The sequence below is a fragment of the Nocardioides cavernae genome, from assembly GCF_016907475.1.
Lineage (GTDB): Bacteria > Actinomycetota > Actinomycetes > Propionibacteriales > Nocardioidaceae > Nocardioides > Nocardioides cavernae.
In genome coordinates this window covers 406,468-431,062 of sequence record NZ_JAFBCA010000001.1, presented here as the reverse complement: position 1 = coordinate 431,062, position 24,595 = coordinate 406,468, and the positions used below count along the sequence as shown (strand labels likewise).

Sequence of the window (24,595 nt, the reverse complement as noted above, 5' to 3'; positions counted from 1 at the left end):
TGAGATGAGCGTGATGCATGTGATTCCTCCGAGCCGATCGAGGTAGATCGAGGTAGATCGAGGTAGGCGTGTGGCCCCAATGCGGCCCCAAGATGAGTCTGCGCGAGGAGACGGACAGGACGTCTGGCGGTTCCGCGGCTACCGGCCGAACGGACGTCGGAGGCCCCAAGACGCGTCGCGATCGCACAGCGGTCGTGAGTCGATGCTTGGTTGAGCGTCTAAAGCGGTCAGGAGGCAGCCTGGAGGTAGTCCTTCAACGAGGCCATCGACTGCTCCACGGCGTCGACGATGTCGGCGTCGGGATCGTCCAGCCATCGCTCGTAGGCAGTCAGAGCGAGTGCTAGCGAGACATGTCCGGCCGCGAGCGGCAGCCAGCCTCCCGGGTCCTGGCCCAGCCGCAACGCTACGTAGTCAGCGATGACGATGCGCCATTCGGCGTACTTCAAGACCGAGTGCGCTTGGAGCTCGGGAGTCCTCAGTATGAGCCGCATGCGATCGCGGTGAGATGGCTGAGAGTCAGCAGGGAACCTGTTGAACTCCACAACCGCCCGGTGCACTGCTTCGTGGACTGGTATCACCTCGGACTGCGACGTCAGAAGGCGTCGGAAGTGGATCAGCGTCTGGTCGAACTGGCCCCAGGGGATGTCGTTCTTCGACGGGTAGTACCGGAACAAGGTGCGCGTTCCCACGCCGACCTCGCGCGCGATGTCGGCCATGGTCGTTCCGGCGAAGCCACGTTCGCCGAAGAGCTCGAAAGCGCGGCGCTCGATCTCTGCGTGCGACGTGACAATGGGCCTCCCGCGGCCCGCAGGACGCGTCGTCGACTTCGTCACGACTACGCAACCTATCGCGGCGGCTACAGCCGCCTACCTGCATGCGACGAAGAAGGTCTTGAATAAAGGCAGTCAATGCCATTATTGTGTCGCGAACCACAACGTTGAAGACAGGAGCGAGACAGTGAACAAGCAGCAGCTCGAGCAGACCGACCGTCAGGACGAACTCGTCGCCGAGGACCTCATCGAAGAGGTATCCATCGACGGCATGTGCGGCGTCTACTAAACCGCGGGGCGGACAAGTGGACTCGATGCTGGACGAGCCGTGGGCCCTGTCGCCCTCGGTCGCACTACGGCCGGAGCCGTTTGGCGCTCTGGCCTACCACTTCGGGAACCGGAAGCTGACGTTCCTGAAGCGGCCAGAACTGGTGGCGGTGGTCCGGGCCCTGGACACGGAGCCCAACGTTCGCTCGGCTCTCGTCGCATCGGGCGTTCCTGAAGCCCAGCACGCGGCCTACGCCCAGGCACTCGCGGGCCTCGCGAGAACCGACATGATCCGCCCCCGCGCCGAGGAGATGTCCGAATGACCATCACCCCCATTCGGCCGGCCACCCCGGCCCCGCGCCCCAGCGGCGGCTCGCTCGTCGAGCAGTTCGAGCTGGGCCTCGACGCCCCGATCTGCCTGACCTGGGAGCTCACCTACGCCTGCAACCTCGAGTGCGCGCACTGCTTGTCCAGCAGCGGCCGCCGCGACCCCCGCGAGCTCACCACCGAGCAGTGTGAGGCCGTCATCGACGAGCTCCAGCGGATGCAAGTCTTCTACGTCAATATCGGCGGCGGCGAGCCGACGATCCGCCCCGACTTCTGGCATCTGCTGCAGTACGCGGTCGACCACCAGGTCGGCGTGAAGTTCTCCACCAACGGCGTGCGACTGACCCCCGAGCGCGCGGCGTTCCTCGCCTCTCCGGCCTGCAACGGCTACGTCGACGTGCAGATTTCCCTCGACGGCGCCACCGCCGAGGTCAACGACTACGTACGCGGCCCCGGGTCCTACGACACCGCGCTCACCGCCCTGCAGAACCTCCAGGACGCTGGCTTCACCGACGCCAAGATTTCGGTGGTCTGCACGCGGCAGAACATCGGGCAGCTCGACGACTTTCAGGCCCTCGCGGACCGCTTCGGGGCCACCCTGCGGCTGACCCGCCTTCGCCCGAGCGGCCGCGGTGCTGACGTCTGGGACGAGCTGCACCCGCTGCCGCACCAGCAGCGCGAGCTCTACGACTGGCTGATGGCCAAGGGCGACGGCGTGCTGACCGGCGACTCCTTCTTCCACCTCGCCGCTTTCGGCGAGGCACTCCCGGGCCTCAACCTCTGCGGGGCCGGCCGCGTGGTCTGCCTGATCGACCCGATCGGCGACGTCTACGCCTGCCCATTCGCGATCCACGACCAGTTCCACGCCGGCAACCTGCTGGCCGACGGCGGCTTCAAGGCGGTCTGGCAGACCTCACCGCTGTTCCAGGAGCTCCGCTCGCCGCAGACCGGTGGCGCCTGCGCGAAGTGCACGTTCTACGACTCGTGCCGCGGCGGGTGCATGGCCGCCAAGTTCTTCACCGGCCTGCCACTCGACGGCCCCGACCCCGAGTGCGTGCAGGGCTACGGCGAGCAGGCGCTCGCCGGCGAGCGCACGATCCCTCCTGCCAGCCAGGACCACTCCAAGGCCGCCCCCACCCGCAACCAGCCCGTGATGCTCACGCTGATGACGCGCCCTCCGGTGAGCGCCTGCGCCGAAAGTCCGCTGGCGGGCTTCAACCCTGACATCGATCAGTCCTCCTCCACATCCCACTCCACGAACGGCTGTTGCTCATGAAGCTCGAGAACCCCTGGAGGCAGAATCCTTGGTTCGAGTCGGTCGCCGTAGCGCAGGCGCGGGCACGGAAGCGCCTTCCGGCGCCCGTCTATGGGGCCCTCGTGGCTGGATCCGAGCGAGGCCAGAGCGTTGAGGACAACGAGGCGGCATTCGCGGAGCTCGGACTCGCGCCGCACGTCGTTGGTCAGCAGCCAGTTCGGACGATGGACACGACTGTCTTCGGTCAGCACATCGGCTTGCCGGTCATCTTCAGCCCCACCGGCGTCCAAGCCGTACATCCGGATGGGGAGGTGGCGGTCGCGCGCGCCGCGGCGGCACGCAACACCATCATGGGCTTGTCGAACTTCGCCTCCAAGTCGGTCGAGGATGTCACCGCCACCGGGGCGACGACGTTCTTCCAGATGTACTGGACCGGCGACCAGGACACGATGGTGCAACGAATGCAGCGGGCTCACGAAGCCGGCTCGAAGGGCCTCATTGCCACGCTCGACTGGTCCTTCTCCATGGGGCGCGACTGGGGTAGCCCAGAGATCCCGGAGAAGGTGGATCTGAAGGCGATGGTGCGCTTGGCTCCGAAGGTGGTGACCAAGCCGAGATGGATGTGGCAGTTCGGCCAGCAGTACCGCCAGACTGGCAAGCTTCCCGATCTCTCGGCCCCGAATCTCGCGCCTCCCGGTGGCGAGGCTCCTACCTTCTTCGGTGCCTACTACGAGTGGATGACGACCCCGCCCCCCACGTGGGACGACGTGGCATGGATGCGGGACACATGGAAGCAGATCTCTGGGACGCCCTTCGTCCTGAAGGGTGTCTGCCGGATTGACGATGCACGCCGCGCCGTCGATGTGGGCGTTGACGGAATCTCGGTGTCCAACCACGGGGGCAACAACTTGGACGGCACTCCCGCGGCCATTCGCATGGTGCGCCCGATCGCCCAGACCGTCGGACATCAGATCGACGTGGTCATGGACGGTGGCGTTCGCCGCGGGTCCGACGTGGTGAAGGCACTCGCGCTTGGCGCGAAGGCAGTGCTGATCGGCCGTGCCTACTTGTGGGGACTGGCCGCCAACGGTCAGGCCGGCGTTGAGAACGTCCTCGACGTCATGTCCGGCGGAATCGACAGTGCGCTGCGCGGGCTGGCCTTGAGCTCGACAACCGAGCTGCGTCACGCGCACCTGCTCGTACCGGCGGACTTCGATCGTGCCCTCGGCGCGGTCGCGGATGCCAGCGTCGCACCCTAGGTATCGGACTGATGTACCGCTTTCAGCTGAGCAGCGCCGCGACCACGACCGTCCCGGCCAATGCGGTCGTACTGGTGCCCGTGGGATCGATCGAACAGCATGGCCCGCACCTCCCGCTCGACACGGACACCGTGATCGCCACCAGTGTCGCAACTGGTGCGGCTCAGCGGCTGCGCGACGCGGGCCACACGGTGATGGTGGCTCCCGCCGTTTGCTACGGGGCGAGCGGTGAGCACCAGAGCTTCGCGGGCACGAGCTCGATCGGAATCAACGTGCTGCGGCACGTGTTGATCGAGCTCGGCAGGTCAATGAGCAACTGGGCCGACCAAGTCGTCTTCATCAACGCTCACGGAGGCAACGTGGGGTCCGTCGGTCCTGCGGTGGACCAGTTGACGGAGGAAGGCCACACCGTCTCCTGGATGCCGTGCCGGACCGAGGCGTTCGATCTTCACGCCGGGCGCACGGAGACCTCGCTGATGCTGCATCTGAAACCGTGGGATGTGCGGATCGAACACGCCGCAGTTGGCAACACGGGAACGCTGCACGAGCTGATGCCGTTGATGCGGTCAGGCGGAGTCCGGGCGGTCTCCCCCAACGGGGTTCTCGGAGATCCTGCCGGAGCCACCGCCGAAGAGGGACACGCCATTCTGAACGGCATGGTGGATGAAATCAGCCGAGCCTTGATTCGGTCGCTGGACAAGACTGGCGCGAGTTGATGGCCCCGAGGGTCATCCTGGTCACTGGCGCTGCTCGTGGGATCGGCGCCGCCACCGTGCGCCGTCTGGTCGCAGAGGGTCACCGGGTGGTCGCTGTCGACTCATGCGCTGGCGAGAACAGTGAGGTGTCGTATGCACTCGCTTCGCGAGACGACCTCGACCGTGTGATCTCGGACAGCAGCGGTGCGGCGGTGGCCTTCGTTGCGGACGTCCGTGATCTCGCCGCTCTTTCACGGGCAGTAGAGGTCGCCGTCGAGCGGTGGGGACGACTCGATGCCGCCGTCGCCGCGGCAGGCGTGATTGCCGGTGGTGCCCCGTTGTGGGAGACCGATGATCGCGTGGTGCGTCACCTGTGGGACGTGAACGTGCAAGGCGTGTGGAATACGGCGCGGGCGGCGGTTCCCGTGATGTTGGACGGCCCGAGCGCGGGGACGGCGAGGTTCGTCGCTGTCGCCTCCGCCGCGGGCACCTTCGGACTTCACCGACTGGCCGCCTACAGCGCGTCCAAGCACGCCGTTGTCGGGTTGGTGAAGGGGTTGGCAGCTGACCTCGTTGGCACCGGTGCCACGGCCTGCGTGGTCTCGCCCGGCTCCACGGCAACCGAGATGCTTGCAGCCACCGCTCGCCTGTACGGCATGACCGACGTTCAAGCTTTCGCGGCCAACCAGCTGTTGGGGCGAGTTCTTGACCCTGAGGAGGTAGCGTCCGCGGTGGCTTACTGCTGCGGCCGCGATTCAGTCGTCAACGGCTCGGTGATCCACGCAGATGGAGGCTTTGCGCCGTGACGGAGCTGCCCGTCGGTTTCAGGGTGGAGCTGCGCACCGACGTCAGGCGTGTGGACGGCGGCCGTGTGCTTCTCGGCGGATCGCCCGTACGCGTTGTGCGCATGACCCCTCGCGCCGTGGCGCTGCTGTCACAGGGCGTGCTCGAGGTTGTGGACACGGCGACCGGGCGGCTCGCTCGTCAGCTGCTTGATGGAAATGTCGCCGATCCCGTGCTGCCGCGGCAGCCGGTCGCGGCGTCAGACATCACAGTCGTCATCCCGGTGCGAGACCGTTCTGCTCAGCTCGAGCGATGCTTGGAAGCATTGCGGCCCCTGAAGGCCATCGTCGTTGACGACGCCTCGCTCGATGCCGCAGCAATCCGGACCGTCGCCGATCGGTTCGAGGCGAAGTACGTGCGCCTGGACGTGAACGTGGGTCCCGCAGGTGCGCGGAACGTCGGGCTCAAGCAGGTCACGACTCAACTGGTCGCGTTCGTGGACTCGGACGTGACTGTCACGGCGCTAGCGTTGCAGATGCTGGCCCGCCACTGCACGGACCCCCGGCTGGCACTGGTCGGACCGGCGGTCCGAGGATCCTGCGGGTCTGAGCGACCGCGCTGGTTCGAGCGGTACGACGTGGCCGCATCGTCACTCGATCTTGGGTCGCGCGGCGCTCAAGTGCGCCCGGGGGCGGCAGTCGGATGGTTGCCCTCGGCGTGCCTGGTGGGTCGGACCTCCCTTCTGGGCCGCGGGTTTGACGCGCACATGCGCGTGGGCGAGGACGTCGATCTGGTCTGGCGTCTCCATGATCGCGGTCAGGTCGTTCGGTACGACCCCACAGTCGTTGCACGGCACGACGTACGACCGACGGTGCGCGGATGGCTCGGACGCAAGTTCGTCTACGGCACCGGTGGCGGCGACCTCGCGCGCCGACATGGCGATCGCGTAGCCCCAGCAGCCCTCTCGCCCGTGATGGCGGTTGGCGCATTCGCTTTGCTGGTCCGCCGCAAGTGGTCCCTGCCGGTTGCCGCTATGTCGGTGGCGGTGAGCGCTCGGCTCCTGCACCGGACTCTTCCGCTGGACCGGGACCAGGACCGCCGCGCCTTCGCCTTCCGACTGTCGCTGCGCGGCCTGGGATGGGCGGTGCAGCAGGAGTCCGCTCTGATCCTCCGGCACTGGTGGCCTGGGACGCTGCTGGCGCTACTCGTCAGCAGGTCTGTTCGGCGAGCATTCGTTGCGGCGCTCCTGGTGGATATCGCCCTTTTCATGCGCGAGCGACCGGGAGTAGGTGCGGTCACCGTGCTCGCGGCGAGGCGTGCCGATGACCTGGCTTACGGCGCCGGGCTTTGGTGGGGTGCTCTGCGAGCCGGCAGTGCGAGGTGCTTGATGGTCCGGCGTCCGGGTTCATAGCCAGCTCGATTGGTGAGCAGATGTTCGCATAGTGACCTAGGTCGCGTTATCGTCTGGATAGCACCGAGCCTCAATCCCAGGAGCGAGATGAACATTGTTGTCTGTGTGAAGTACGTGCCGGACGCCACGGCCGATCGCAAGTTCGAGGACGACAACACCGTCGACCGCGTCGGCGTCGAAGGCCTGCTGTCCGAGCTCGACGAGTACGCCGTCGAGCAGGCCCTCCAGTTCCGGGAGAAGCGTGAGAGCGAGGAGATCACCGTCACCGCGCTCACCGTCGGGCCCGAGAAGGCCGTCGACGCGGTGCGCAAGTCGCTCCAGATGGGTGCCGACTCCGGCGTCCACGTCGTCGACGACGCGATCGCGGGCTCCGACTACATCGCCACCTCGCTGGTGCTGGCCAAGGCCATCGAGAAGATCAAGGCCGACACCGGCGCCGACCTCGTGATCTGCGGCATGGCCTCGACCGACGCCTCCGGCTCCGTCGTCCCCGCCATGCTGGCCGAGCGCCTCAGCCTCCCGCAGGTCACCCTCGCCTCCGTGGTGGAGTCGCAGGGCGACCAGGTGCGCATCAAGCGCGACAACGAGGGATCCACCGAGGTCATCGGCGCGACCCTGCCGATCGTGCTGTCGGTGACCGACCAGTCGGGCGAGGCCCGCTACCCGTCCTTCAAGGGCATCATGGCCGCCAAGAAGAAGCCGATCGAGACCTGGTCCCTGTCCGACCTGGGAGTCGACGCCGGCGATGTCGGCCTCGATGTCGCCTGGTCACAGGTGGAGGACACCGAGGCCCGCCCGCCGCGCACCGCCGGCGAGATCGTCACCGACGAGGACGGGTCGGGCGCCACTGCGCTGGTCGAGTTCCTCGCGTCCAAGAAGTTCATCTGAAGACAGGCGCGCACCACAGCCGTCCCATGAGCCGCCCGGCGCCACTGTTGAAATCGTCGTTCTCGTATGCCGTGCGGGCCGAATGAATGACGTACACACAGCGGTGGCGACCGGCTTACCAACACCACACAGCAAACAACGCCAACGCCACCCATGAGGGATCTGATGTCCATGTCTGAGGTTCTTGTTGTAGTCGACCACGCCGACGGCGAGGTCAAGAAGCCCACCTACGAGCTGCTCACGATCGCCCGCCGCCTCGGCGAGCCGTCCGCGGTGTTCTTCGGCTCGCCCGAGCAGGGCGACGCCGTGGCGGAGAAGGTCAAGAAGTACGGCGCCGCGAAGGTCTACGTCGTCGACGACGCCCAGATCAAGGGCTACCTCGTCGCGCCGAAGGCCGAGGCGCTGCAGCAGCTGGCCGAGAAGAGCTCGCCGGCCGCGATCCTGCTGCCGTCGACGTTCGAGAACAAGGAGGTCGCCGGTCGCCTGGCGATCAAGCTGGGCTCGGGCCTGATCACCGACGCCGTCGACGTCGCCGACTCGGGCGTGACCACGCAGAGCGTGTTCGCGGGCAACTACACCGTGCAGGCGAAGGTCACCCAGGGCACGCCGATCATCACCGTCAAGCCCAACTCGGCCGCCCCCGAGGAGGCTGACGGCGCTGCCGCGGTCGAGGCGTTCGCTGCGACCGTGTCCGACGCGGCGAAGGGTGCGCAGATCGTCGCCACCCAGCCGCGGCAGTCGACCGGGCGTCCCGAGCTCACCGAGGCCGCGATCGTGGTCTCCGGTGGCCGTGGCACCGGCGGCAACTTCGAGCCGGTCGAGGGCTTCGCGGACTCGCTCGGCGCGGCCGTGGGCGCCTCGCGTGCCGCGGTCGACTCCGGCTGGATGCCGCACGCCTTCCAGGTCGGTCAGACCGGCAAGACGGTCTCGCCGCAGCTCTACGTCGCCAACGGCATCTCGGGTGCGATCCAGCACCGCGCCGGCATGCAGACGTCGAAGACCATCGTCGCGGTCAACAAGGACCCCGAGGCGCCGATCTTCGAGCTCGTCGACTTCGGCGTCGTGGGCGACCTCCACACGGTCCTGCCCGCCGCGACGGAGAGGATCACCGCCCGCAAGGGCTGATCAGTACGACTGTGTGCTGCCCGTCTTGATGGCGACGATCTCGAAGTTGATGAGTGCGTCGTGGATGTTCTGTGCGACAACGATGGACACGCGCGCCGGAGGATCTGTGGGGAAGAATCGCTGGAACACAGGCTCGTAGCGGTGGTAGTCGTTCGCGTCCGTCAGGTATGTACGGACGTGCACGACATCACTGAGCGAAGCTCCTGCGCGCTCGAGCAACTCTTCGACGTTCTGAAGCGCCAACTCCGCCTGAGCCTCGATGCCCTCCGCGAAAACGCCAGTCGTCTTGTCCCAACCGAGCTGCCCGGCGGCGTAGATCATCGGGCCTGTGACAACCGCGTCGCTCCACTCGCTTTCGGCCTCGATGGCTGTCAACAGCTCGGAGGGCACCGTCACAGTCTTGCGCTGCCAGCTCATGGGGTTCTCCTCAGAAATCGACGGGTGGCGTCAATCGGAAGCACGTTCGTCCGATGGGTTGAACGAAGTTGATTGATGGTCTCGACGGAGACCGTGCCGGTACGGTGAAAGTTACGCGAGATCAGTCAGTGATACGAGATGTCGTCTCGGCGTATGGTCCGTACACCTCGGAAAGCTTCTGCGAGAGCAGGCGCGCGATGTCAGCGCATAGACGCTGCGAGATGTGAACGCTGTCTAGCCAACGAAGGATGGATGAGACATGGACGAGGGCGCAGGACTCATCAGTGAAGCTGCTCGACGGGCTGCCCACATCTTGCTGGACTCCATCGAGGTGTGGGGACGCTCTGAAGCCGAAGGTTTGGCGGAGTCCGAACTGGTGGTTCAGCGATTACTCGCGGCGGACGCGGTCACCATCGCGCAGGATCCGTCGTCCGACCAGGTCACTGTGGATGTCAGCGGGCTCCTCCAAGGGGCGACGAATGCGATCGTGATGCTCGTCTCGGCAGTGGCCGCCTCAACGCCGGGCGGCACGAGTCAGGACGTCATCGACGCACTCCGCACTCAGGTCGACGCGATCTCGCCGTCTGGGGAGTGAGATTGCAGGAACCCGCCAATCGGACGCGTCCCGCGAAGCAGCTCGGTGTGTGCACCTGGAGACGCCAGCCCCGGCACTACCTACTCCGCCTCGGCGAGCACTCGCCGAAGTACAGAGGCGTCCACCAGTGCCGAGTTGATCGCCTCATCCGGCAGTTCCGGCCGCCATACAGGCGGCCGCGAACTGAGTGTGTCCTCGATAACGGGGAAGTCGAACTCGGTGGGTTCCCACCACACGGCTTCCAGGATGGCGGCGACACCCCTTCGCAACGCAACGCGAACTACCCATGTCCGTGACGACGTGGTCATGAGCTGGAAGCGCGGCTCGTTCTCGCGGCACTCGTACCAAAGGCGAGCAAGACCGTTCATGTCCTGGGTCGCGCATGGAACCAGGGGGTGGCCCACTCGCCGGAACTCCCGAAGGGCTGCCAAGGCGACTGCCGAGTCCTCCGAGACGATCCCAACGACTCGCCGATAAGTCTTCAGCGATTCTCGTGCTGCAACCGTCCCCTCCTTCGCGGACCAGTCTGTCGAAACGGGGTCAGTGACTGCGATTGAGGAGCCTTTGCGCAGGCCGGCGTTAACGAGCTCGCTGTATGCGTTTTCGCGGGTGCCGCCGAGGTGGAGGATGACCCCGTCTGCAGGCGCCGTCCCGTGTGCCATCGTCGCGGCCTGGCTAACCCAACTCCCGTAGCGCCGACCATGCCGGACAACGGTTTCGCCGCCGCCGACATTGACGGATGCCAAGAAGTCGGATCCCGGATGACCGCCCACCACACCGCCGAAGATCACGACGTACACCCCTCGCCGCGTGGCGCGTTGGATGGCGGGAAGCAGAGTGGAGCCCGAGTCTGCGTACACCAGGAGCACATCGACAACTTCGGCCAGTTCGTCGATGTGAGCCGAAGCACGCACTGGATCCCCCTCCGCGTCCCGGAATGCAAGTGGCGTGAAGAACGACGAGCCAGACATCTCGTCCTCGAGCTCAGCCCTGACCGTTCGTCGCCAGGCGTTGCGACCCGCGCCGTCGGCCAGTCCGACCCTCACTTCGCGGTCGAGATTGAGTTCGGCCAAGGACGCGAGCTGTTCGTGGCTGCCGTGGACGGGCACGGTCACAGCGGCGGGCGATCTGAGCTTGTCCATGACTCCATCCACTATGCGGGCGACGGCTCGCAGTGTGATCAGTGCCGGCGACCGACGTCAACCCCGCGCGTCGCTGAGCGACACGACTCCTTGACCAAGGGACAACGGGGTGTTTACATAGCGAGCATTCGCTCGCATCGTGGATTGATTCTCGAAGGAGAAGGATTTGCCGAACGTCGTCATGACCGCAACAGGCCCGATTGCCGCGGAAGATCTCGGCTTCACGCTCACCCACGAGCACCTGTTCTTCGACACCACCGCGTGGATGGCCGAACCTCGCGACGAGCGCAAGCGCAAGATCGCCCACGAGCCCGTCCACATCGAGATCCTGGAGGACCTGCGCCGGGATCCGGTGATCAGCAGGGACAACCTCACCTTCGGCGACGCTGCCGACGACGAGAACATCGTTGTCTCCGAGCTGGAGTACTACACCGCCGTTGGCGGACGCACGATCGTGGACCAGACCCCGGTCGAGATGCGGCGCCGTCCCGAGGCGATCAAGCGCGTCGCGGAGCGCAGTGGTGTGAACATCGTTGTAGGGACCGGCCACTACGCCGCCGCGGCTATGGCGCCCGGCGTCGCGGACCTGACCATTGACGAGCTCGCCGAGTGGATGATTGGAGAAGTGCGCGACGGAGTCGACGGCACCGACGTGAAGGCAGGCATCATCGGCGAGATCGGGACGTCCGACGACATCCATGACGTCGAGTGGCGCATGCTCCGCGCCGGCGTGATCGCTCAGCAGGAGACCGGCCTCGCGCTGAGCGTGCACACCCCCGTGCCCTACGGCAAGGAGGGCGTGCGGATCTTGGAGAAGCTGCAAGCGTGGGGCGCCGACCTCGAGCGCGTCGTGATGGCACACGTCTACCACAGCATCTCCGACCCCGACTATGCCCGCGCGATGGCCGACTTCGGTGCCACCATTTCCTACGACCGGTTCGGGTGCGAGTTCTACTGGGAGTCTTGGCCGAAGGGCACCTTCGGCACACCCGAGCGCTCGGGCGGCTACCGCGAGCCCCGCGACATCGAGGTCGTCAAGGCGATTGCCGAGCTCGTCGATGACGGCTACGCCGACCGCATCACGATCTCCCACGACGTCGCATACAAGATCCAGCTGCACCACTGGGGCGGCCATGGCTTCGACCACATCATCAATCACGTCCTCCACTACATGCAGGACTACGGCGTCTCCGCCGAAGACATTGACCGCATCACGCGCGACAACCCCCGGCGCCTGCTGACCATCAAGCAGTAGCCCCACCGCGGCCCGGCCGCGCCGCCGACTCTCGGACCACCCCCTAGAAAGGCTCGATCGATGGCACCACGCTCGCTGAAGACCGTACGGACCGCCGGCCTCTTCGCCACCGCCCTCGTGCTCGCCGCCTGCGGCAGCTCCAGCAACGGGTCCGGAGGAGGCGGCGGAGGCTCCAGTCAGGCCGACAACCCGGCCAACGTGGCCGACGAGGTCGTCGGCTCGCAGGACCAGCTCGTCGACGTGACGTCGCTATGCCCGGACTCCCCGGTGACTCTGGGCTACGCCGATAGCAACGGGGGCAACTCGTGGCGCAAGATCGTCAAGGCCGAGTTCGAGGACGAGGTCGCCAAGTGTGGTGACTCCATCGACGTCATCTACACCGATGCCCAGGGTGACCCGGAGAAGCTCAAGTCCGATCTCAACGGCATGATCGCGAAGGGTGTCGACGGCATCGCCCTCTACAACGACCCAGGACCCGTCACCCTCCCGACGGTCAAGCAGGCGATGCAGCGCGGCATCCCGGTCGTTCTCTTCGGTGGCGAGCTCGGCGGGAACCCCGGCGTCGACTACACCGCGGACGTCACCGGCTACCAGTCCGCCCCGTATGTCGCCGGGCAGGACTGGGCAACTTGGATGGCCGAGCAGCTGGGTGGCAAGGGCAACGTCGCCTTCCTGGGCGGCCCTCCCGGAAACGGTTTCAGCGAGAAGGTCGCCGACGGCATCCTCGACGTCTTCAAGGATCACCCCGAGATGACCCTCCTCGAGGGCGGCTCGATCGACACTGGTTGGGATCCCGCAGAGACCCAGAAGGTGACTGCCGGACTGCTCAGCAAGTACGACGAAGTCGACGGGATCATCTCCGACTACGGCCTCGGCTCGATCGGCGCGATGCGAGCCTTCCAGGCCGCTGGCAGGCCGCTCGTGCCCTGGGCAGTGCAGGACGGCAACGACGTGGCTTGTACGTGGAAGGACTTGTCGAAGGACAACCCGGACTTCGCGCTGATGACCGAGTCCTCTCGCACCTGGATCTCGCGTCTGGCCAGCCACCGTCTCCTCGCTGCGGTCAATCGCACCGAGCTCGACGAGCCAACCGCGATGGGCTACACCGTCGTGGAGGACTCCACGAAGGGTGGCGACCTCGAGCCCAAGTGCAATCCGGATCTCCCGCCGGACGCGATTCTGTCCACCACGCTGTCGCCCGATCAGCTCGCCGCCCTCTTCAGCTGAGGAGCCACCCGCGTGAACGACCTCTCGGTCCTCGAGCCCTCCGCCGCCGGCCCGCCGCCGGGGGCGGAGGGGAGTGTCAGCATTCGCTCGACACAGACCTTCCGCGAGGCACTGATGTCAGCGCGGGCGCTGCCGATCGCTGTCGCGACCATGCTGCTGTTCCTCGTCAGCCCGGCGGTCGCGAGCGGCTCGCTCTCGGAAAGCAGCCTGCTCTCCACGCTGCCATTCGCGGCGATCCTCGCCGTGGCGGCGATCGGGCAAACACTGGTGGTCCAGCAGGGCGGGTTCGATCTGTCCGTTGCTGGGGCGATATCGCTCTCGGCGGCGATCGTCACGCAGGTACCCAACGGGCAGGACGACCGGCTATTGATGGCGTTGGCCGTCGCCGTCGGAGTGATCACCTTGGCCGGGACGGTGGTCGGCCTGTGCATCCGCTACCTCGACGTCTCGCCAATCGTCGCCACGCTCGCGCTCAACGCCCTCTTCCTCGGTGCTGTTCAGCAGCTCACTCAGGGATCACCTCAGAACGCCCCACAATCCCTCACGTCCTTCGCCCTGGGCAGAACGCTCGGGGTGCCCAACACGGCCCTGGTCGCGGTGGTAGTCGTTGCCGGCGTGGCTTTCGTCGGCAGCCGCACGATCGCCGGCCGGCGGTTCAACGCTGTTGGCTCCTCGGCGCGCGCTGCGAGGATCGCGGGTATCCGGCAGGACCGCTACCTCGTGGCGACGTACGCCCTCGCGGCCTTCACCTACGCCGTCGCCGGCCTGCTCGTGGCAGGCTTCCTCAAGACCCCCAACCTTTACGTCGGCAACCCCTACCTACTCACCACGGTGGCGGCAGTGGTGATCGGCGGAACCGCACTGACCGGAGGCACCGGCACCGTGGTCGGAACCGCGGTTGGTGCGCTGTTCCTGTGCCAACTTGAGGCACTCCTCTTCGCGAGCGGCTCCGGCACGGCGATCCGGTACGTCATCGAGGGTGCCATCGTGGCCCTGGGTGTGGGATTGCGCCTCCTGCCCTGGCGACAAGTCGTCAAGCTCCTCCCCGCTCCGTCGGAGCGACGAGCTAAGGAAGGTGACACCGAGTGACGTCGGCGACCGAAGAGCAGCCTGAGACCGAGGCGCGCAATGCCACTGTCCTCACCCTGACGGGAGTCACTAAGACCTACCCGGGCGTGAAGGCGCTGACCGACGTTTCGCTGGACGTGCGCAGCGGCGAGGTCCACGCGATCGTCGGGGAGAACGGTGCTGGAAAGTCCACACTGATCGGAGTGGCCGCCGGGTCAGTAGCGGCCGACGCAGGCAAGGTCGAGGTGAACGGCAACTTGCTGTCGGGTGCGGACGCCAAGGAGGCGCAGAGCGCCGGACTCGCGGTCGTCTACCAGCACCCCGCCCTGCTCCCCGACCTCACCGTCGCGGAGAACCTGCTCCTCGTCGTGCCGCGAGACGAGCGTCCGTCCCGCCGCAACCTCCGCGAGTGGGTCGACCAGAAGTTGTCGAGGATCGGCGCGCGCCTGGACCCGCTGCAACGTGTCGGTGAACTGACAGTGGAGGAGCGCCACCTACTCGAGATCGCCAAGGCGCTGGCGCTGCGTCCCAGCGTGCTGGTCCTAGACGAGCCGACCGAGCCCCTCGTCAGCGACGAAGTCGAGCGACTCTTCACCGTCATCTCCGAGCTCACTGCTACCGGGACCGCGGTCATCTACATCTCCCACCGCATCCCCGACGTGATGCGCATCGCCGACCGCATCACCGTGCTGCGGGACGGCGTGATGCGTGGGACGTTCGAGGCCGGCGCCGTCACCGAGCACGAGATCCTCGAGCGGATCGTCGGACGGGCGCTCGAATCGACGTTCCCCGCCAAGCCCGCCGCTGCATCGCTGGGACCCGACGTCCTCGACGTGCAGGCGCTTAGCGGGGACGGCTTCTCCCATGTCGACCTGCAGGTGAGGCGCGGTGAGATCGTCGGACTGGCCGGTGTGTCGGGCAACGGCCAGCGTGAGTTCCTTCGCGGGCTCGCTGGGCTCGCGCGCGTGGAAGGCGACGTACGCCTGAATGGCACGTCGACCCGACTGGACAGCGTGCCCGCCGCGGCCGCAGCTGGCATTGCGTACTGCCCCGGGGACCGGCACGACGACGGTATGTTCACGTCGCTCTCAGTGCGCGAGAATCTACTCGTTCGGGCTCTGTCGAGCGTCTCGTTCGGCGGCGTCGTGCGACGACGCATGGAGGGCGAGGCCGCCGTTGAGGAGATCCGGCGGCTCCGAATCAAGACGCCCTCCACCGAAACGCCCATCGCGTCGCTCAGTGGGGGCAACCAGCAGAAGATCATGATTGCGCGGACCTTGCTCGCGCACCCGCGATTGTTGCTGATCGAAGAGCCCACCCAGGGTGTGGACGTCGGCGCCCGCGCGGAGATCTACAAGATTCTGCGTGAGGCCGCCGAGTCAGGCGTCGCCGTGGTCGTCCTCTCAAGCGACGCCAAGGAGCTTGAGGGACTCTGCGATCGCGTCGCGGTGTTCGCGCGCGGGCAGGTGACCGCCCTCCTCGCCGGTGACGAGGTCACCGAGTCAACCATTACAGGCGCCGCGGTCATGGCCGAGACCGAGCTCGAGCGGAAGTCCGCGTTGGGCAAAACGTCCGGACGCGGGCGCCGCTTCCTCACCGGTGACTTCTTTCCAGTGTCGATGGTCGTGCTGGCCCTGCTCGCTCTGGCCGCCTACACCGCGAGCGTGGACTCGCTCTTCCTGTCGTCGTTCAACATCAGTTCCCTGCTCCTGCTCGCCACCACGCTCGTGCTTGCGGCGGCCGGGCAGCAGGTCGTCATGCTGACCGGCGGTATCGACGTCTCAATTGGCGCTGCACTCGGGTTCCTCGTCGTGGTGGGGTCGTTCGTCCTGACCGGCAACGGCATCGGGTCGGTCCTGCTCGGGGTGGGGGTGGTGCTCGTGGCGAGCTGTTGCATCGGGCTCGTGCACGGAGTCGCCGTCTGCTTCGGTGGCTTCACGCCTATCGTGGCGACCCTGGCGACATTGTTTCTCTTGCAGGGCCTGGCACTACTCATGCGGCCCAACCCCGAGGGATTCGTCAGCGCCGACCTTGCCCTCTGGGTCGGGCGGTCCTACGGGCCCGTGCCGATGGTGTTCATCATCGCCGTCGCACTAGTACTCGCCACCGAGTACATGTTGCGACGCAGCCGATTCGGAATGTCCCTGCGGGCTGTTGGTTCCGATGAGCAATCGGCCCAACGCATCGGTATCGATGTGAGGCGGATTCGCATGACCGCCTACCTGTTGTGTGCGCTGTTCGTCGGAGCCGCCGGCGTCGTCTTCTTCGTGCAGTCGGGAATCGGCGACGCAACCGCGGGGGCGTCATACACGCTCACCAGTATCACTGCCGTTGTGATAGGCGGGGCAAGCGCCTTCGGCGCCCGGGGTTCCTTCCTCGGGGCTCTTGCGGGTGCGCTGCTAATCCAGACGATCGTCAACTCGACGCTCTTTCTTGGCCTCGAGCCCGCATGGCAGCAGTACTTCATCGGCGGCATCACCATCGTGGCTGCCGGCGTCTATTCGAAGGTGAGGCGAGCGGCAGGCGGATGAGTCGGACGGGGGCGAGCGTGGGCCCGGCGCCGGCTCATGCGGTGGATACCAGGTCCACTACCAGGCCGCGAGTGCGAAGCACCGCCGCGCTGCGCTCCCCGCGTCTGGAAGCCAGCACTAGATCGACGGTCTCGTCCTCATCGAGATCGAGATACGCCACTCCGTCCAGCTTCAAGCTTGTTACGGGCGCGGGTACAAGGGAGACGCCGATGCCCGCCGCGACGAACAGCATGAGCGCCGCAGTGCCTGGCGCGGTCAGGGCGATCTGTGGGACGAAGCCGGCGCGCGCGCATGCGGCCAGCATGATCGGCTGGTACGCGGAGAGTCCGTCCGCAGGATGGGAGACAAACGGATCGAGCGCGAGCTCGGCGAGCGAGACGTGCCGACGAGAGGCCAAAGGATGACTCGTGGCGACGGCGGCGATGAGGCGTTCTGTGCGCAGGTGCTCGACGACGATGTCGAGCCGAGGATCTAGAGGTGCATCTAGAAACGTGTCGAGGCGCTCATCGGTATCACGCGATGCGCGGTCGGGCGAGGGCTCCGTTCGGCCGTGGACATCCATCGTCTGCCGAACCAGCACGAGGTCGAACTCGCGAGCGACGAGCCCGGTCAGGAGCTCCGAAGTGAGAAGCTCGCCCTTGACCTCAAGGTCGACGTCGGGCAACTCGGCTCGCATCCGACGAGCGAGGAGCGGCAGGATGTCGTAGGTCGCCGTGCCGACACATCCGACACGCACCCGTCCCGTGCGTCCGTCGGCAAACAAGGACATGTGCTCTCGAAGGCTTCCGAGCTCGCGGCGGATGACGCCTACGTGGTCCCACAGGTGCTGCCCAGCCTCTGTGAGCGAGACGCGCCGGGTGGTCCGCGACATCAACGTGACGCCGAGCTCGCGTTCAAGTTGCTTGATGTGCACCGACAACGCCGGCTGGGTGATGTGTAGTTCCTCGGCTGCGCGCGTGAAGTGCCGATGCCGGGCGACTGCCTCAAACGCGTCCAAGTGTCTGATCTCCACCTGGCAATCATATCCCCAGATTGTCAATCGGCATGGAAACGCTATTGGACGCTATGAATCGGGAACCCTAGCGTTCGTCGTGTGACAGATCCCTTCCTGTTCTCGTACGTTCGTACACCCTTCGGCCGTTTCGGGGGTGCGCTCGCCGGTCAGCGTCCGGACGACCTTGGCGCACACGTATTGCGCCAGCTGCTCGAGCGCAGTCCCGAGATGGATCCCGGCGCGATCGAAGAGATCGTCTGGGGCTGCGCCAACCAAGCGGGGGATCTCGGTGCATCGGGCGATCTCGGTGCATCGGGCGATCGCGTGCTCGCGACGCTTGCCCACCGGATGCGGTTGGAGAATACGCGCTGGGGGGTCGCAGCCATCTGCATCGGCGTGGGGCAGGGGCTCGCAGTCGTGCTCGAGAACATCGCCCTGGAGCCGGCATGAGTGCTCGCATTTTTCACGAGGTCGACGAGGCGGTCGACATCGTCAAGGACGGCGACACTGTCCTTGTCGGCGGATTCGGTATGGCCGGAATGCCGGTGGAGCTCATTGATGCCCTCATCCGAAGCGGCGCGTCCGATCTGACAATCGTGTCCAACAACGCGGGTAACGGCGACACTGGTCTCGCGGCGCTGCTCGCCAAGGGCCGGGTTCGCAAGGTCGTCTGCTCGTTCCCGCGACAGGTGGATTCGTGGGTCTTCGATGGCCTATACCGAGCGGGGCGTGTCGAGCTGGAGCTCGTCCCCCAAGGAAATCTCGCCGAGCGGCTGCGCGCCGCTGGTGCCGGCATTGGCGGGTTCTTCACGCCCACTGGCATGGGGACTCTCTTGTCCGAGGGGCGCGAAGTCCGCACCATCGAAGGTCGCGACTACATGCTCGAGTACCCGCTCAAGGGCGACGTCGCGCTCGTCGCCGCGCACCTCTCCGACCGCATGGGCAATCTCGTCTATCGCAAGACCGCGCGCAACTTCGGTCCGGTCATGTGCACCGCGGCCACGCACGTCGTCGCGCAGGTCTCGCGCGTCGTCGACACCGGCGCGTTGGACCCCGAGTCGATCGTGACACCCAGCATCTACGTGGATCGGGTGGTTCAGCTGTGACCGCGCCCATGAGCAAGAGCCAGATCGCGCGCATGGTTGCCGATGACATCCCGGACGGCTCGTACGTCAACCTTGGGATCGGACTACCCACCCTCGTTGCGGATCATCTCGGGTCGGAACGTGGCGTGGTGCTGCACACCGAGAACGGACTCCTGAACATGGGACCGACTCCTCATCCGGGCGAGGAGGACGCGGACCTCACCAATGCAGGCAAGCAACCGGTCACTGCCCTGCCCGGTGCCTCCTACTTCGACAGCGCCACCTCTTTCGCAATGATGCGCGGCGGACATCTCGATGTATGCGTCCTCGGCGCGTTCCAGGTATCGGCGCGGGGTGATCTCGCGAACTGGCACACCGGCGCGATCGATGCCATCCCCGCTGTGGGTGGTGCAATGGACTTGGCGACCGGGGCGAAGCAGGTCTTCGTGATGATGACCCTCTTCGGTAAGGACGGTCGTCCGAAGTTGGTCCCCGAGTGCACCTATCCGCTCACCGGTGCGAGGTGCGTGACCCGGGTTTTCACCGAGTGGGGTGCTATCGACGTCACCGATGCCGGTCTGGTCGCGACACGGCTGGTCGGAATCACTGAGGCCGAGCTCGCCGATCGTCTTTGCGTTGACTTCGTGACGCCGGGTTCGCCGTCCTGATCAACATGAGCGAGCTCTCCAATCCTGCTGGTACGCAGCTTCTTGCAGCCTCGGCGACCGAACCGCCGACCCGTCGCACGTTGATGACGTGGTCGGTCCTCGCGGGTGTCGCCGTCGGCAACCTGTACTGGTCTCAGCCGATGCTCGACCGCATCGCGAAGGATCTGGATGTAGCCCTGGCAGACGCCGGACTGCTGGTGACGGCGGTGCAGCTCGGATACGCCATAGGGATCCTGCTGGTGGTGCCCCTTGGCGACGTGCGTGATCGCCGAGATCTCATCGTGCCAGCCGCGATCGTCAGTGCGATAGCGCTCTTTGCGAGTGCCTTCGCTGGTGAGTTTGCTGTGCTATTGGCAGCCTCCTTCGCGGCAGGAGTCGGCGCCGTGTCGACACAGTTGCTCACGACGCTCGCTGTGGCCCGAGGCCCTGCTGACGAGCGTGGGCGCGTTGTCGGGGTCATGCTTGCTGGCATCCTGGGCGGCATCGTCACAGCTCGGGTGCTTGGAGGCTGGGGCGCAACCCTCGTCGGATGGCGCGGCGTGTTCGCCGTTGCGGGTGTGCTCAACGTAGGCCTTGCCATCTGCGCGCGGCGCCTCATCCCTGCCGAGCCGACCGCTACGCCGGTGCCCTATCGGCGCCTGCTAGCTTCCACGGTCGGCCTGCTCGCCCGGCCCCGCCTTCGTCACCAAGTCGCGACCGCAGCCACTACCTTCGGATGCTGCTCGCTCGCGTGGACCGCCGTCACGTTCCAGCTGTCCGAAGAGCCCTATGAGTACACGCCGGCACGGATCGGAGTGCTGGGATTGGTCGGATTGCTCGGCATCGCCACCGCCGCACTGGCGGGGCGTTGGCACGACCGTGGGCGTGGTGCTGCCGTCACCGGTGTGGCTTGGGTGGCTCTCTTCAGCAGTTTCGTCCCGGGTGCATCGGGAGTGGGCACGCCCCTGGCCGTGGTCGTAGGCGCCCTGCTGCTCATGGACATGTCGACCCAGGTCAACAGCGCCGTCACGCAGGCCCGCATGCTCGACGCCGTGCCCGCAACGCTCACGAGCCGCGCGAACACCCTCCTCGTCGTGGGGATCTTCGTCGGCGGGGCAGCCGGATCAGCCGCGGCCTCGATCGCTTGGCGCCATGGCGGGATCGAGGCATCGTCGCTGGTGGGGGCCTCCGGCGCGGTACTGGGCCTCTGCCTCTGGTTGAGGATGCGCGGTCAGCGGCTCGGAGCCGAGGAACCATCTGAATGATCACGCCGGCAAGACCGCGAGCTCGTATTGGTGAGAGAGGAAGCACTGCAATGTCCTTAGCCGCTCGACAGGTGGTCCCACTGTCCAGGAGTCGTCATGACTGGTACATCACTGCGTCGCACGGAAAGCTCTTCTGGGACGGCCCAGAGCTTCGATGGCGGCCGCTGTCGGTGACGCACGCGAAGCGGTTCGGCACCAACTTCACTGCCTGCGGGGAGCGCGCGTACTCGTGGCACAAGGAGTGGGCTCGGCCCTTCGCGAGCACGGACGTCGCCTGTGCCGCTTGCCTCGACGCCCTACGCCCGGCGGACATGTAGGACGACTGACCCGACCATGCGCGACGTACTCGATCAGCTAGAGGCACGGTGGCGGTCGGGCGACGAGGTCGCCCTTGCCACGGTGGTGGCGACCTTCCGGTCAGCGCCACGACCCCCAGGCGCCTGCATGCTCGTCGACTCCAGCGGGGAAGTGCTCGGTTCTGTCTCGGGGGGTTGTGTTGAGGCTGCGGTCTACGACCTGGCAACGACTGTCGCATCGACGGGCACTCCCGAACTGGTCCGCTATGGGGTCAGCGACGACGACGCGTTCCAGGTCGGACTGACGTGCGGCGGAGTCCTTGATGTGTGGGTCGAGCGAGTGAGCCGCACGAGCTTCCCCGAGCTCGGCAGCGTCATCGAGGACATCAGACATGACCGTCCGGTGGCGGTGGCGACTCTCATAGAGCATGACGACCCCAGCCGAGTGGGCCGCCGGTTCGTAGTGCGACCGGACACCTCGGGACAAGATGTAGGGCGAGGGTCCTTAGGGTCAGCCGAGCTCGACTCCTTGGTTCACGACCGGGCGCTGGAGATGCTCGAGTCGGGAACCAGTGGACTCGTGGGCGACGGCCTGATCGGCGACTCATCCACGCGGTCGGTTGCGGTCTTCGTGTCGACGTTCCCGACCAAGCCGCGCATGATCGTTTTCGGTGCCATCGACTTCGCGGCTGCGCTAGTGACACTTGCCGACTTCCTCGGTTTTCGCGTCACGGTGTGCGACGCCCGCCCGGTGTTTGCCACACAGAGCCGATTCCCCGACGCGGACGAAGTGATCGTCCAGTGGCCACACCTCTACCTGGCTATCGAACGGGATGCGTGTCGCATCGACTCCCGGACTGTCCTTGCCGTGCTCACGCACGATCCAAAGTTCGACGTGCCGCTTCTCGAAGTCGCCCTGCGCCTCGACCACGTCGCGTATGTCGGAGCTATGGGCTCAAGACAGACTCATGAGGATCGTGCCGCCCGCCTCGTAGCGGCGGGCGTGACCGACGTCGAGCTCCAACGGCTGGCGAGTCCAATCGGTCTCGATCTCGGTGCGCGGTCCCCCGCCGAGACGGCCATCAGCATCGCAGCGGAGATCATCGCGCGTCGTCACGGTGCCAGCGGTCAACGACTCTGCGCAATGTCCGGACCCATCCATACCGTCGAACGCGCAGCCATCACCCGAGGAGCATGACAATGTCGACCGAGCCCCTTCTCCATCTCGACCTGCAACTCGTCGATCTCGACCCCCGCGCGCTCAGGTTGGGCGAGTCGTGGCTGGACGAGGACTACCTTCCCGAGGCGCTGACCGCGGGAGGTTGGGGTCGAGCCCGTCGCTTCACCTGCTCGGCGGAACCGCACCTCCAGCTCGTAGTGTTGGACCGCCCCGATGTCGGAGGTGCAACGCGTCCACGACCAGTGATCAGGTCAAACCTCGGGCGCCGCTGGGTTCGCAGCTTCCTGGGACAAGGCTTCACCCAGACCTACGAATCCTCTGGCAACACGGACGTGCCGGAGGTGGTCAACGCGATCATCACCGTCGTCCGGCCAGAAGGGGTGTCCGAGTTCGACGCGTGGTACAGCCAGGTGCACGTACCAGACATCTTGGCGTGCCCGGGTTGGGAGGCAGCCCGGCGATTCCGGGCAGTCGACGGCACGCCGATGTTCCTCGCCCTCTATGAGCTCGCCGACGCCACCATGCCGTTCCAGAGCCCAGAGTACGAGCGGGCCGTGGGATGGGATGAGGTGGAGCACCACATCGCCGGCTATCACGGCTTCAGGACCTACGAACTGAGTACCGAGGTCTCCAGCAGTCCCTGAGGGCGTTGCGGCGAGGTCACGGGCCGGCAAACATCAAGGACGGTGTCGTCCCCGCCACTGCGATCACACGTCGACGGGCGGCGTCTCCAGCCGCTGACGCAGCGTGCCGAGGTAGCGCGCCGCGTCAGCGCCGTCGATGAGACGGTGGTCGTAGGTGAGTGACATGTAGGCCATGTGTCGCACGGCGATGGTCTCGCCCAGACGTGGGTCGTCCATGACGACTGCTCTCTTCACGACCGCACCCGCGCCGAGGATGGCCACCTGTGGCTGGTTGATGATCGGGGTATCAGCCAAAACGCCCCTGCTGCCTGTGTTGGTGAGAGTGAACGTCCCGCCCTGCATCTCATCCGGGCTGAGCTTGTTGGTGCGCGCCCGCGCGCCCACGTCGCTGATCTTCCGAGCCAGACCGGCAATCGACAGGTCCCCTGCAGACCTGATGACAGGCGTCACCAGGCCCGCCTCGGTGTCCACGGCGATCGCCAGGTGCTCCTCAGCGAAGTACGAGACCTGATTCCGGTCGAGGTCGAGCTGAGCGTTGAACGACGGGTGCTCCTTGAGAGCGTCCAGGGCGGCCCTGGCGATGTAGGGGCTAAAGGTCAGGCGGACGCCCTCCCGAGCGCTGAACTCCTCGCGGAGCGAGGCGATCTGGCGAGCGACGAGGGTCAGGTCGACCTCGACGAAGGAGGTCAACTGGGCGCTCTGCTGCAAGGATGCGACCATCCGCTCAGCGATGATGCGACGACGGCGGGTCAAGGGCTCAGTGCGAACCGCGCCGACCGGTGACATCGGCCGTTCGGGCGGGACCACGGTTGCGGAGGGCCCTGCCTGCCGGATCGGCTGAGCGGGCGGGGGAGTCGGGACAGCAGCCGGGGCAACGGGGGACGAGGGGGTTTGCGAAAGGGTCGCCGCTGTCGAATTACGGTCGACTACCGCGAGCACGTCTCCGAGTCGTACGCGTCCATCGCGCCCGGTCCCTTCCAACGTCGACGGGTCGATGCCTCTGGTCTCGGCCGTCCTGCGCACGGGCTGGGAAAGGAAGCTGCCGACGCTGCGCGAGGCCGCCGCCGATGGCACGGCTGGCGTTGCGACCGTTAAACGGGCGGCGGCAGGTGCAGGGGAAGCATGCGGCACGGACGCAGCCGAGGGCTTCGGGCCATCCTGGGAAACTGCCGAAACGGTGGTGGAAGTCTCGATAAGGCAGATGGCTGAGCCCACCCCCACGACGTCTCCCTCTGCGGCTAGGAGCGAGCTCACCGTGCCTGCGAAAGGAGCAGGAATCTCGGTGTCAACCTTGTCCGTCGACACTTCGAGCAGCGGCTCGTCAACCTCGACACGGTCACCGGGCTGCTTCAGCCAAGCGTTGATGGTGCCTTCCGACACCGACTCGCCGAGTGCGGGCATCACAACCTCTGCCATGGCGGCCTCCAGACCTCGTCATCGGTTCTAGCAGCATGCGAACCGTCGCTCGT

General features: G+C 66.3%; 25 protein-coding genes. 20 read left to right on the top strand and 5 right to left on the bottom strand.

The window, feature by feature from the left end:
* Positions 1–227 precede the first annotated feature (227 nt).
* Complete coding sequence (gene mftR / locus JOD65_RS02040; RefSeq protein WP_191193984.1) at positions 228–833, bottom strand: mycofactocin system transcriptional regulator MftR; 606 nt, start codon at positions 831–833, stop codon at positions 228–230.
* Positions 834–957: 124 nt separating this feature from the next.
* Here mftR and mftA point away from each other — a divergent pair, with 124 nt between their 5' ends.
* From mftA to JOD65_RS01995, 9 genes are all read left to right on the top strand, one after another.
* On the top strand, positions 958–1,059 hold the full coding sequence (mftA, locus tag JOD65_RS23880) for a mycofactocin precursor MftA (protein WP_191193985.1): 102 nt from the start codon (positions 958–960) through the stop codon (positions 1,057–1,059).
* Positions 1,060–1,084: 25 nt separating this feature from the next.
* Entirely contained in the window at positions 1,085–1,360 is a 276-nt protein-coding gene (gene mftB / locus JOD65_RS02030) for a mycofactocin biosynthesis chaperone MftB (RefSeq protein ID WP_191193986.1), read from the top strand.
* Entirely contained in the window at positions 1,357–2,640 is a 1,284-nt protein-coding gene (gene mftC / locus JOD65_RS02025; RefSeq protein ID WP_191193987.1) for a mycofactocin radical SAM maturase, read from the top strand. Before mftB ends, mftC begins: the two co-directional genes overlap by 4 nt.
* Positions 2,637–3,878: a pre-mycofactocin synthase MftD gene (gene mftD, locus JOD65_RS02020; protein ID WP_191193988.1), complete on the top strand. Its 1,242-nt coding sequence runs from the start codon at positions 2,637–2,639 to the stop codon at positions 3,876–3,878. Before mftC ends, mftD begins: the two co-directional genes overlap by 4 nt.
* An 11-nt stretch (positions 3,879–3,889) precedes the next feature.
* A complete protein-coding gene (gene mftE, locus JOD65_RS02015) occupies positions 3,890–4,594 on the top strand; it encodes a mycofactocin biosynthesis peptidyl-dipeptidase MftE (RefSeq protein ID WP_191193989.1) in 705 nt (234 codons plus the stop codon).
* The gene (locus tag JOD65_RS02010; protein ID WP_191193990.1) at positions 4,594–5,379 is read left to right on the top strand and encodes a mycofactocin-coupled SDR family oxidoreductase; all 786 of its coding nucleotides are present in this window, start codon (positions 4,594–4,596) and stop codon (positions 5,377–5,379) included. The genes mftE and JOD65_RS02010 overlap by 1 nt, the downstream gene beginning before the upstream one ends.
* On the top strand, positions 5,376–6,767 hold the full coding sequence (mftF, locus tag JOD65_RS02005) for a mycofactocin biosynthesis glycosyltransferase MftF (protein ID WP_191193991.1): 1,392 nt from the start codon (positions 5,376–5,378) through the stop codon (positions 6,765–6,767). The genes JOD65_RS02010 and mftF overlap by 4 nt, the downstream gene beginning before the upstream one ends.
* 87 nt (positions 6,768–6,854) lie before the next feature.
* Positions 6,855–7,655 carry an electron transfer flavoprotein subunit beta/FixA family protein gene (locus JOD65_RS02000; protein ID WP_191193992.1) on the top strand — a complete coding sequence of 267 codons (801 nt, stop codon included), beginning with the start codon at positions 6,855–6,857 and terminating at the stop codon, positions 7,653–7,655.
* Between the two features lie 171 nt (positions 7,656–7,826).
* Positions 7,827–8,780, top strand: a complete 954-nt coding sequence (locus JOD65_RS01995; protein ID WP_191195400.1) for an electron transfer flavoprotein subunit alpha/FixB family protein — start codon at positions 7,827–7,829, stop codon at positions 8,778–8,780.
* Here JOD65_RS01995 and JOD65_RS01990 read toward each other — a convergent pair whose 3' ends face one another.
* A complete protein-coding gene (locus tag JOD65_RS01990) occupies positions 8,781–9,197 on the bottom strand; it encodes a RidA family protein (RefSeq protein WP_191193993.1) in 417 nt (138 codons plus the stop codon).
* A 259-nt stretch (positions 9,198–9,456) separates the two neighbouring features.
* Between JOD65_RS01990 and JOD65_RS01985 the strand changes: the two genes are divergently transcribed.
* On the top strand, positions 9,457–9,792 hold the full coding sequence (locus JOD65_RS01985; RefSeq protein ID WP_191193994.1) for a hypothetical protein: 336 nt from the start codon (positions 9,457–9,459) through the stop codon (positions 9,790–9,792).
* A gap of 80 nt (positions 9,793–9,872) precedes the next feature.
* Here JOD65_RS01985 and JOD65_RS01980 read toward each other — a convergent pair whose 3' ends face one another.
* Positions 9,873–10,934, bottom strand: a complete 1,062-nt coding sequence (locus JOD65_RS01980) for a substrate-binding domain-containing protein (RefSeq protein ID WP_191193995.1) — start codon at positions 10,932–10,934, stop codon at positions 9,873–9,875.
* A 181-nt stretch (positions 10,935–11,115) separates the two neighbouring features.
* Between JOD65_RS01980 and JOD65_RS01975 the strand changes: the two genes are divergently transcribed.
* From JOD65_RS01975 to JOD65_RS01960, 4 genes are read left to right on the top strand one after another with little or no spacing between them, the layout of a single operon-like run.
* Entirely contained in the window at positions 11,116–12,189 is a 1,074-nt protein-coding gene (locus JOD65_RS01975; RefSeq protein WP_191193996.1) for a phosphotriesterase family protein, read from the top strand.
* A 60-nt stretch (positions 12,190–12,249) separates the two neighbouring features.
* Positions 12,250–13,416: a substrate-binding domain-containing protein gene (locus JOD65_RS01970; protein WP_191193997.1), complete on the top strand. Its 1,167-nt coding sequence runs from the start codon at positions 12,250–12,252 to the stop codon at positions 13,414–13,416.
* 12 nt (positions 13,417–13,428) lie between these two features.
* A complete protein-coding gene (locus JOD65_RS01965; RefSeq protein WP_191193998.1) occupies positions 13,429–14,505 on the top strand; it encodes an ABC transporter permease in 1,077 nt (358 codons plus the stop codon).
* Positions 14,502–17,015, top strand: coding sequence for an ATP-binding cassette domain-containing protein (locus JOD65_RS01960; RefSeq protein WP_191193999.1), 2,514 nt, complete (start codon positions 14,502–14,504; stop codon positions 17,013–17,015). Before JOD65_RS01965 ends, JOD65_RS01960 begins: the two co-directional genes overlap by 4 nt.
* Positions 17,016–17,049: 34 nt before the next feature.
* Here the strand turns inward: JOD65_RS01960 and JOD65_RS01955 are convergent, their stop codons facing one another.
* Positions 17,050–18,027 carry a LysR family transcriptional regulator gene (locus tag JOD65_RS01955; protein WP_191194000.1) on the bottom strand — a complete coding sequence of 326 codons (978 nt, stop codon included), beginning with the start codon at positions 18,025–18,027 and terminating at the stop codon, positions 17,050–17,052.
* Between the two features lie 81 nt (positions 18,028–18,108).
* On the opposite strand from JOD65_RS01955, the gene JOD65_RS01950 reads away from it, so the two are divergent.
* From JOD65_RS01950 to JOD65_RS01925, 6 genes are all read left to right on the top strand, one after another.
* Complete coding sequence (locus JOD65_RS01950) at positions 18,109–18,459, top strand: thiolase family protein (RefSeq protein WP_191194001.1); 351 nt, start codon at positions 18,109–18,111, stop codon at positions 18,457–18,459.
* Positions 18,456–19,115, top strand: coding sequence for a 3-oxoacid CoA-transferase subunit A (locus JOD65_RS01945; RefSeq protein ID WP_191194002.1), 660 nt, complete (start codon positions 18,456–18,458; stop codon positions 19,113–19,115). Before JOD65_RS01950 ends, JOD65_RS01945 begins: the two co-directional genes overlap by 4 nt.
* An 8-nt stretch (positions 19,116–19,123) precedes the next feature.
* Positions 19,124–19,762 carry a 3-oxoacid CoA-transferase subunit B gene (locus JOD65_RS01940; RefSeq protein ID WP_191194003.1) on the top strand — a complete coding sequence of 213 codons (639 nt, stop codon included), beginning with the start codon at positions 19,124–19,126 and terminating at the stop codon, positions 19,760–19,762.
* A 5-nt stretch (positions 19,763–19,767) separates the two neighbouring features.
* Complete coding sequence (locus JOD65_RS01935; RefSeq protein ID WP_191194004.1) at positions 19,768–21,006, top strand: MFS transporter; 1,239 nt, start codon at positions 19,768–19,770, stop codon at positions 21,004–21,006.
* Between the two features lie 333 nt (positions 21,007–21,339).
* Positions 21,340–22,500: an XdhC family protein gene (locus JOD65_RS01930; protein WP_191194005.1), complete on the top strand. Its 1,161-nt coding sequence runs from the start codon at positions 21,340–21,342 to the stop codon at positions 22,498–22,500.
* 2 nt (positions 22,501–22,502) lie between these two features.
* Positions 22,503–23,126: a DUF4286 family protein gene (locus JOD65_RS01925; protein WP_191194006.1), complete on the top strand. Its 624-nt coding sequence runs from the start codon at positions 22,503–22,505 to the stop codon at positions 23,124–23,126.
* A gap of 63 nt (positions 23,127–23,189) precedes the next feature.
* On the opposite strand, the gene sucB is transcribed toward JOD65_RS01925, so the two are convergent.
* Positions 23,190–24,542, bottom strand: a complete 1,353-nt coding sequence (gene sucB / locus JOD65_RS01920; protein WP_191194007.1) for a 2-oxoglutarate dehydrogenase, E2 component, dihydrolipoamide succinyltransferase — start codon at positions 24,540–24,542, stop codon at positions 23,190–23,192.
* Between the last annotated feature and the right edge of the window lie 53 nt (positions 24,543–24,595).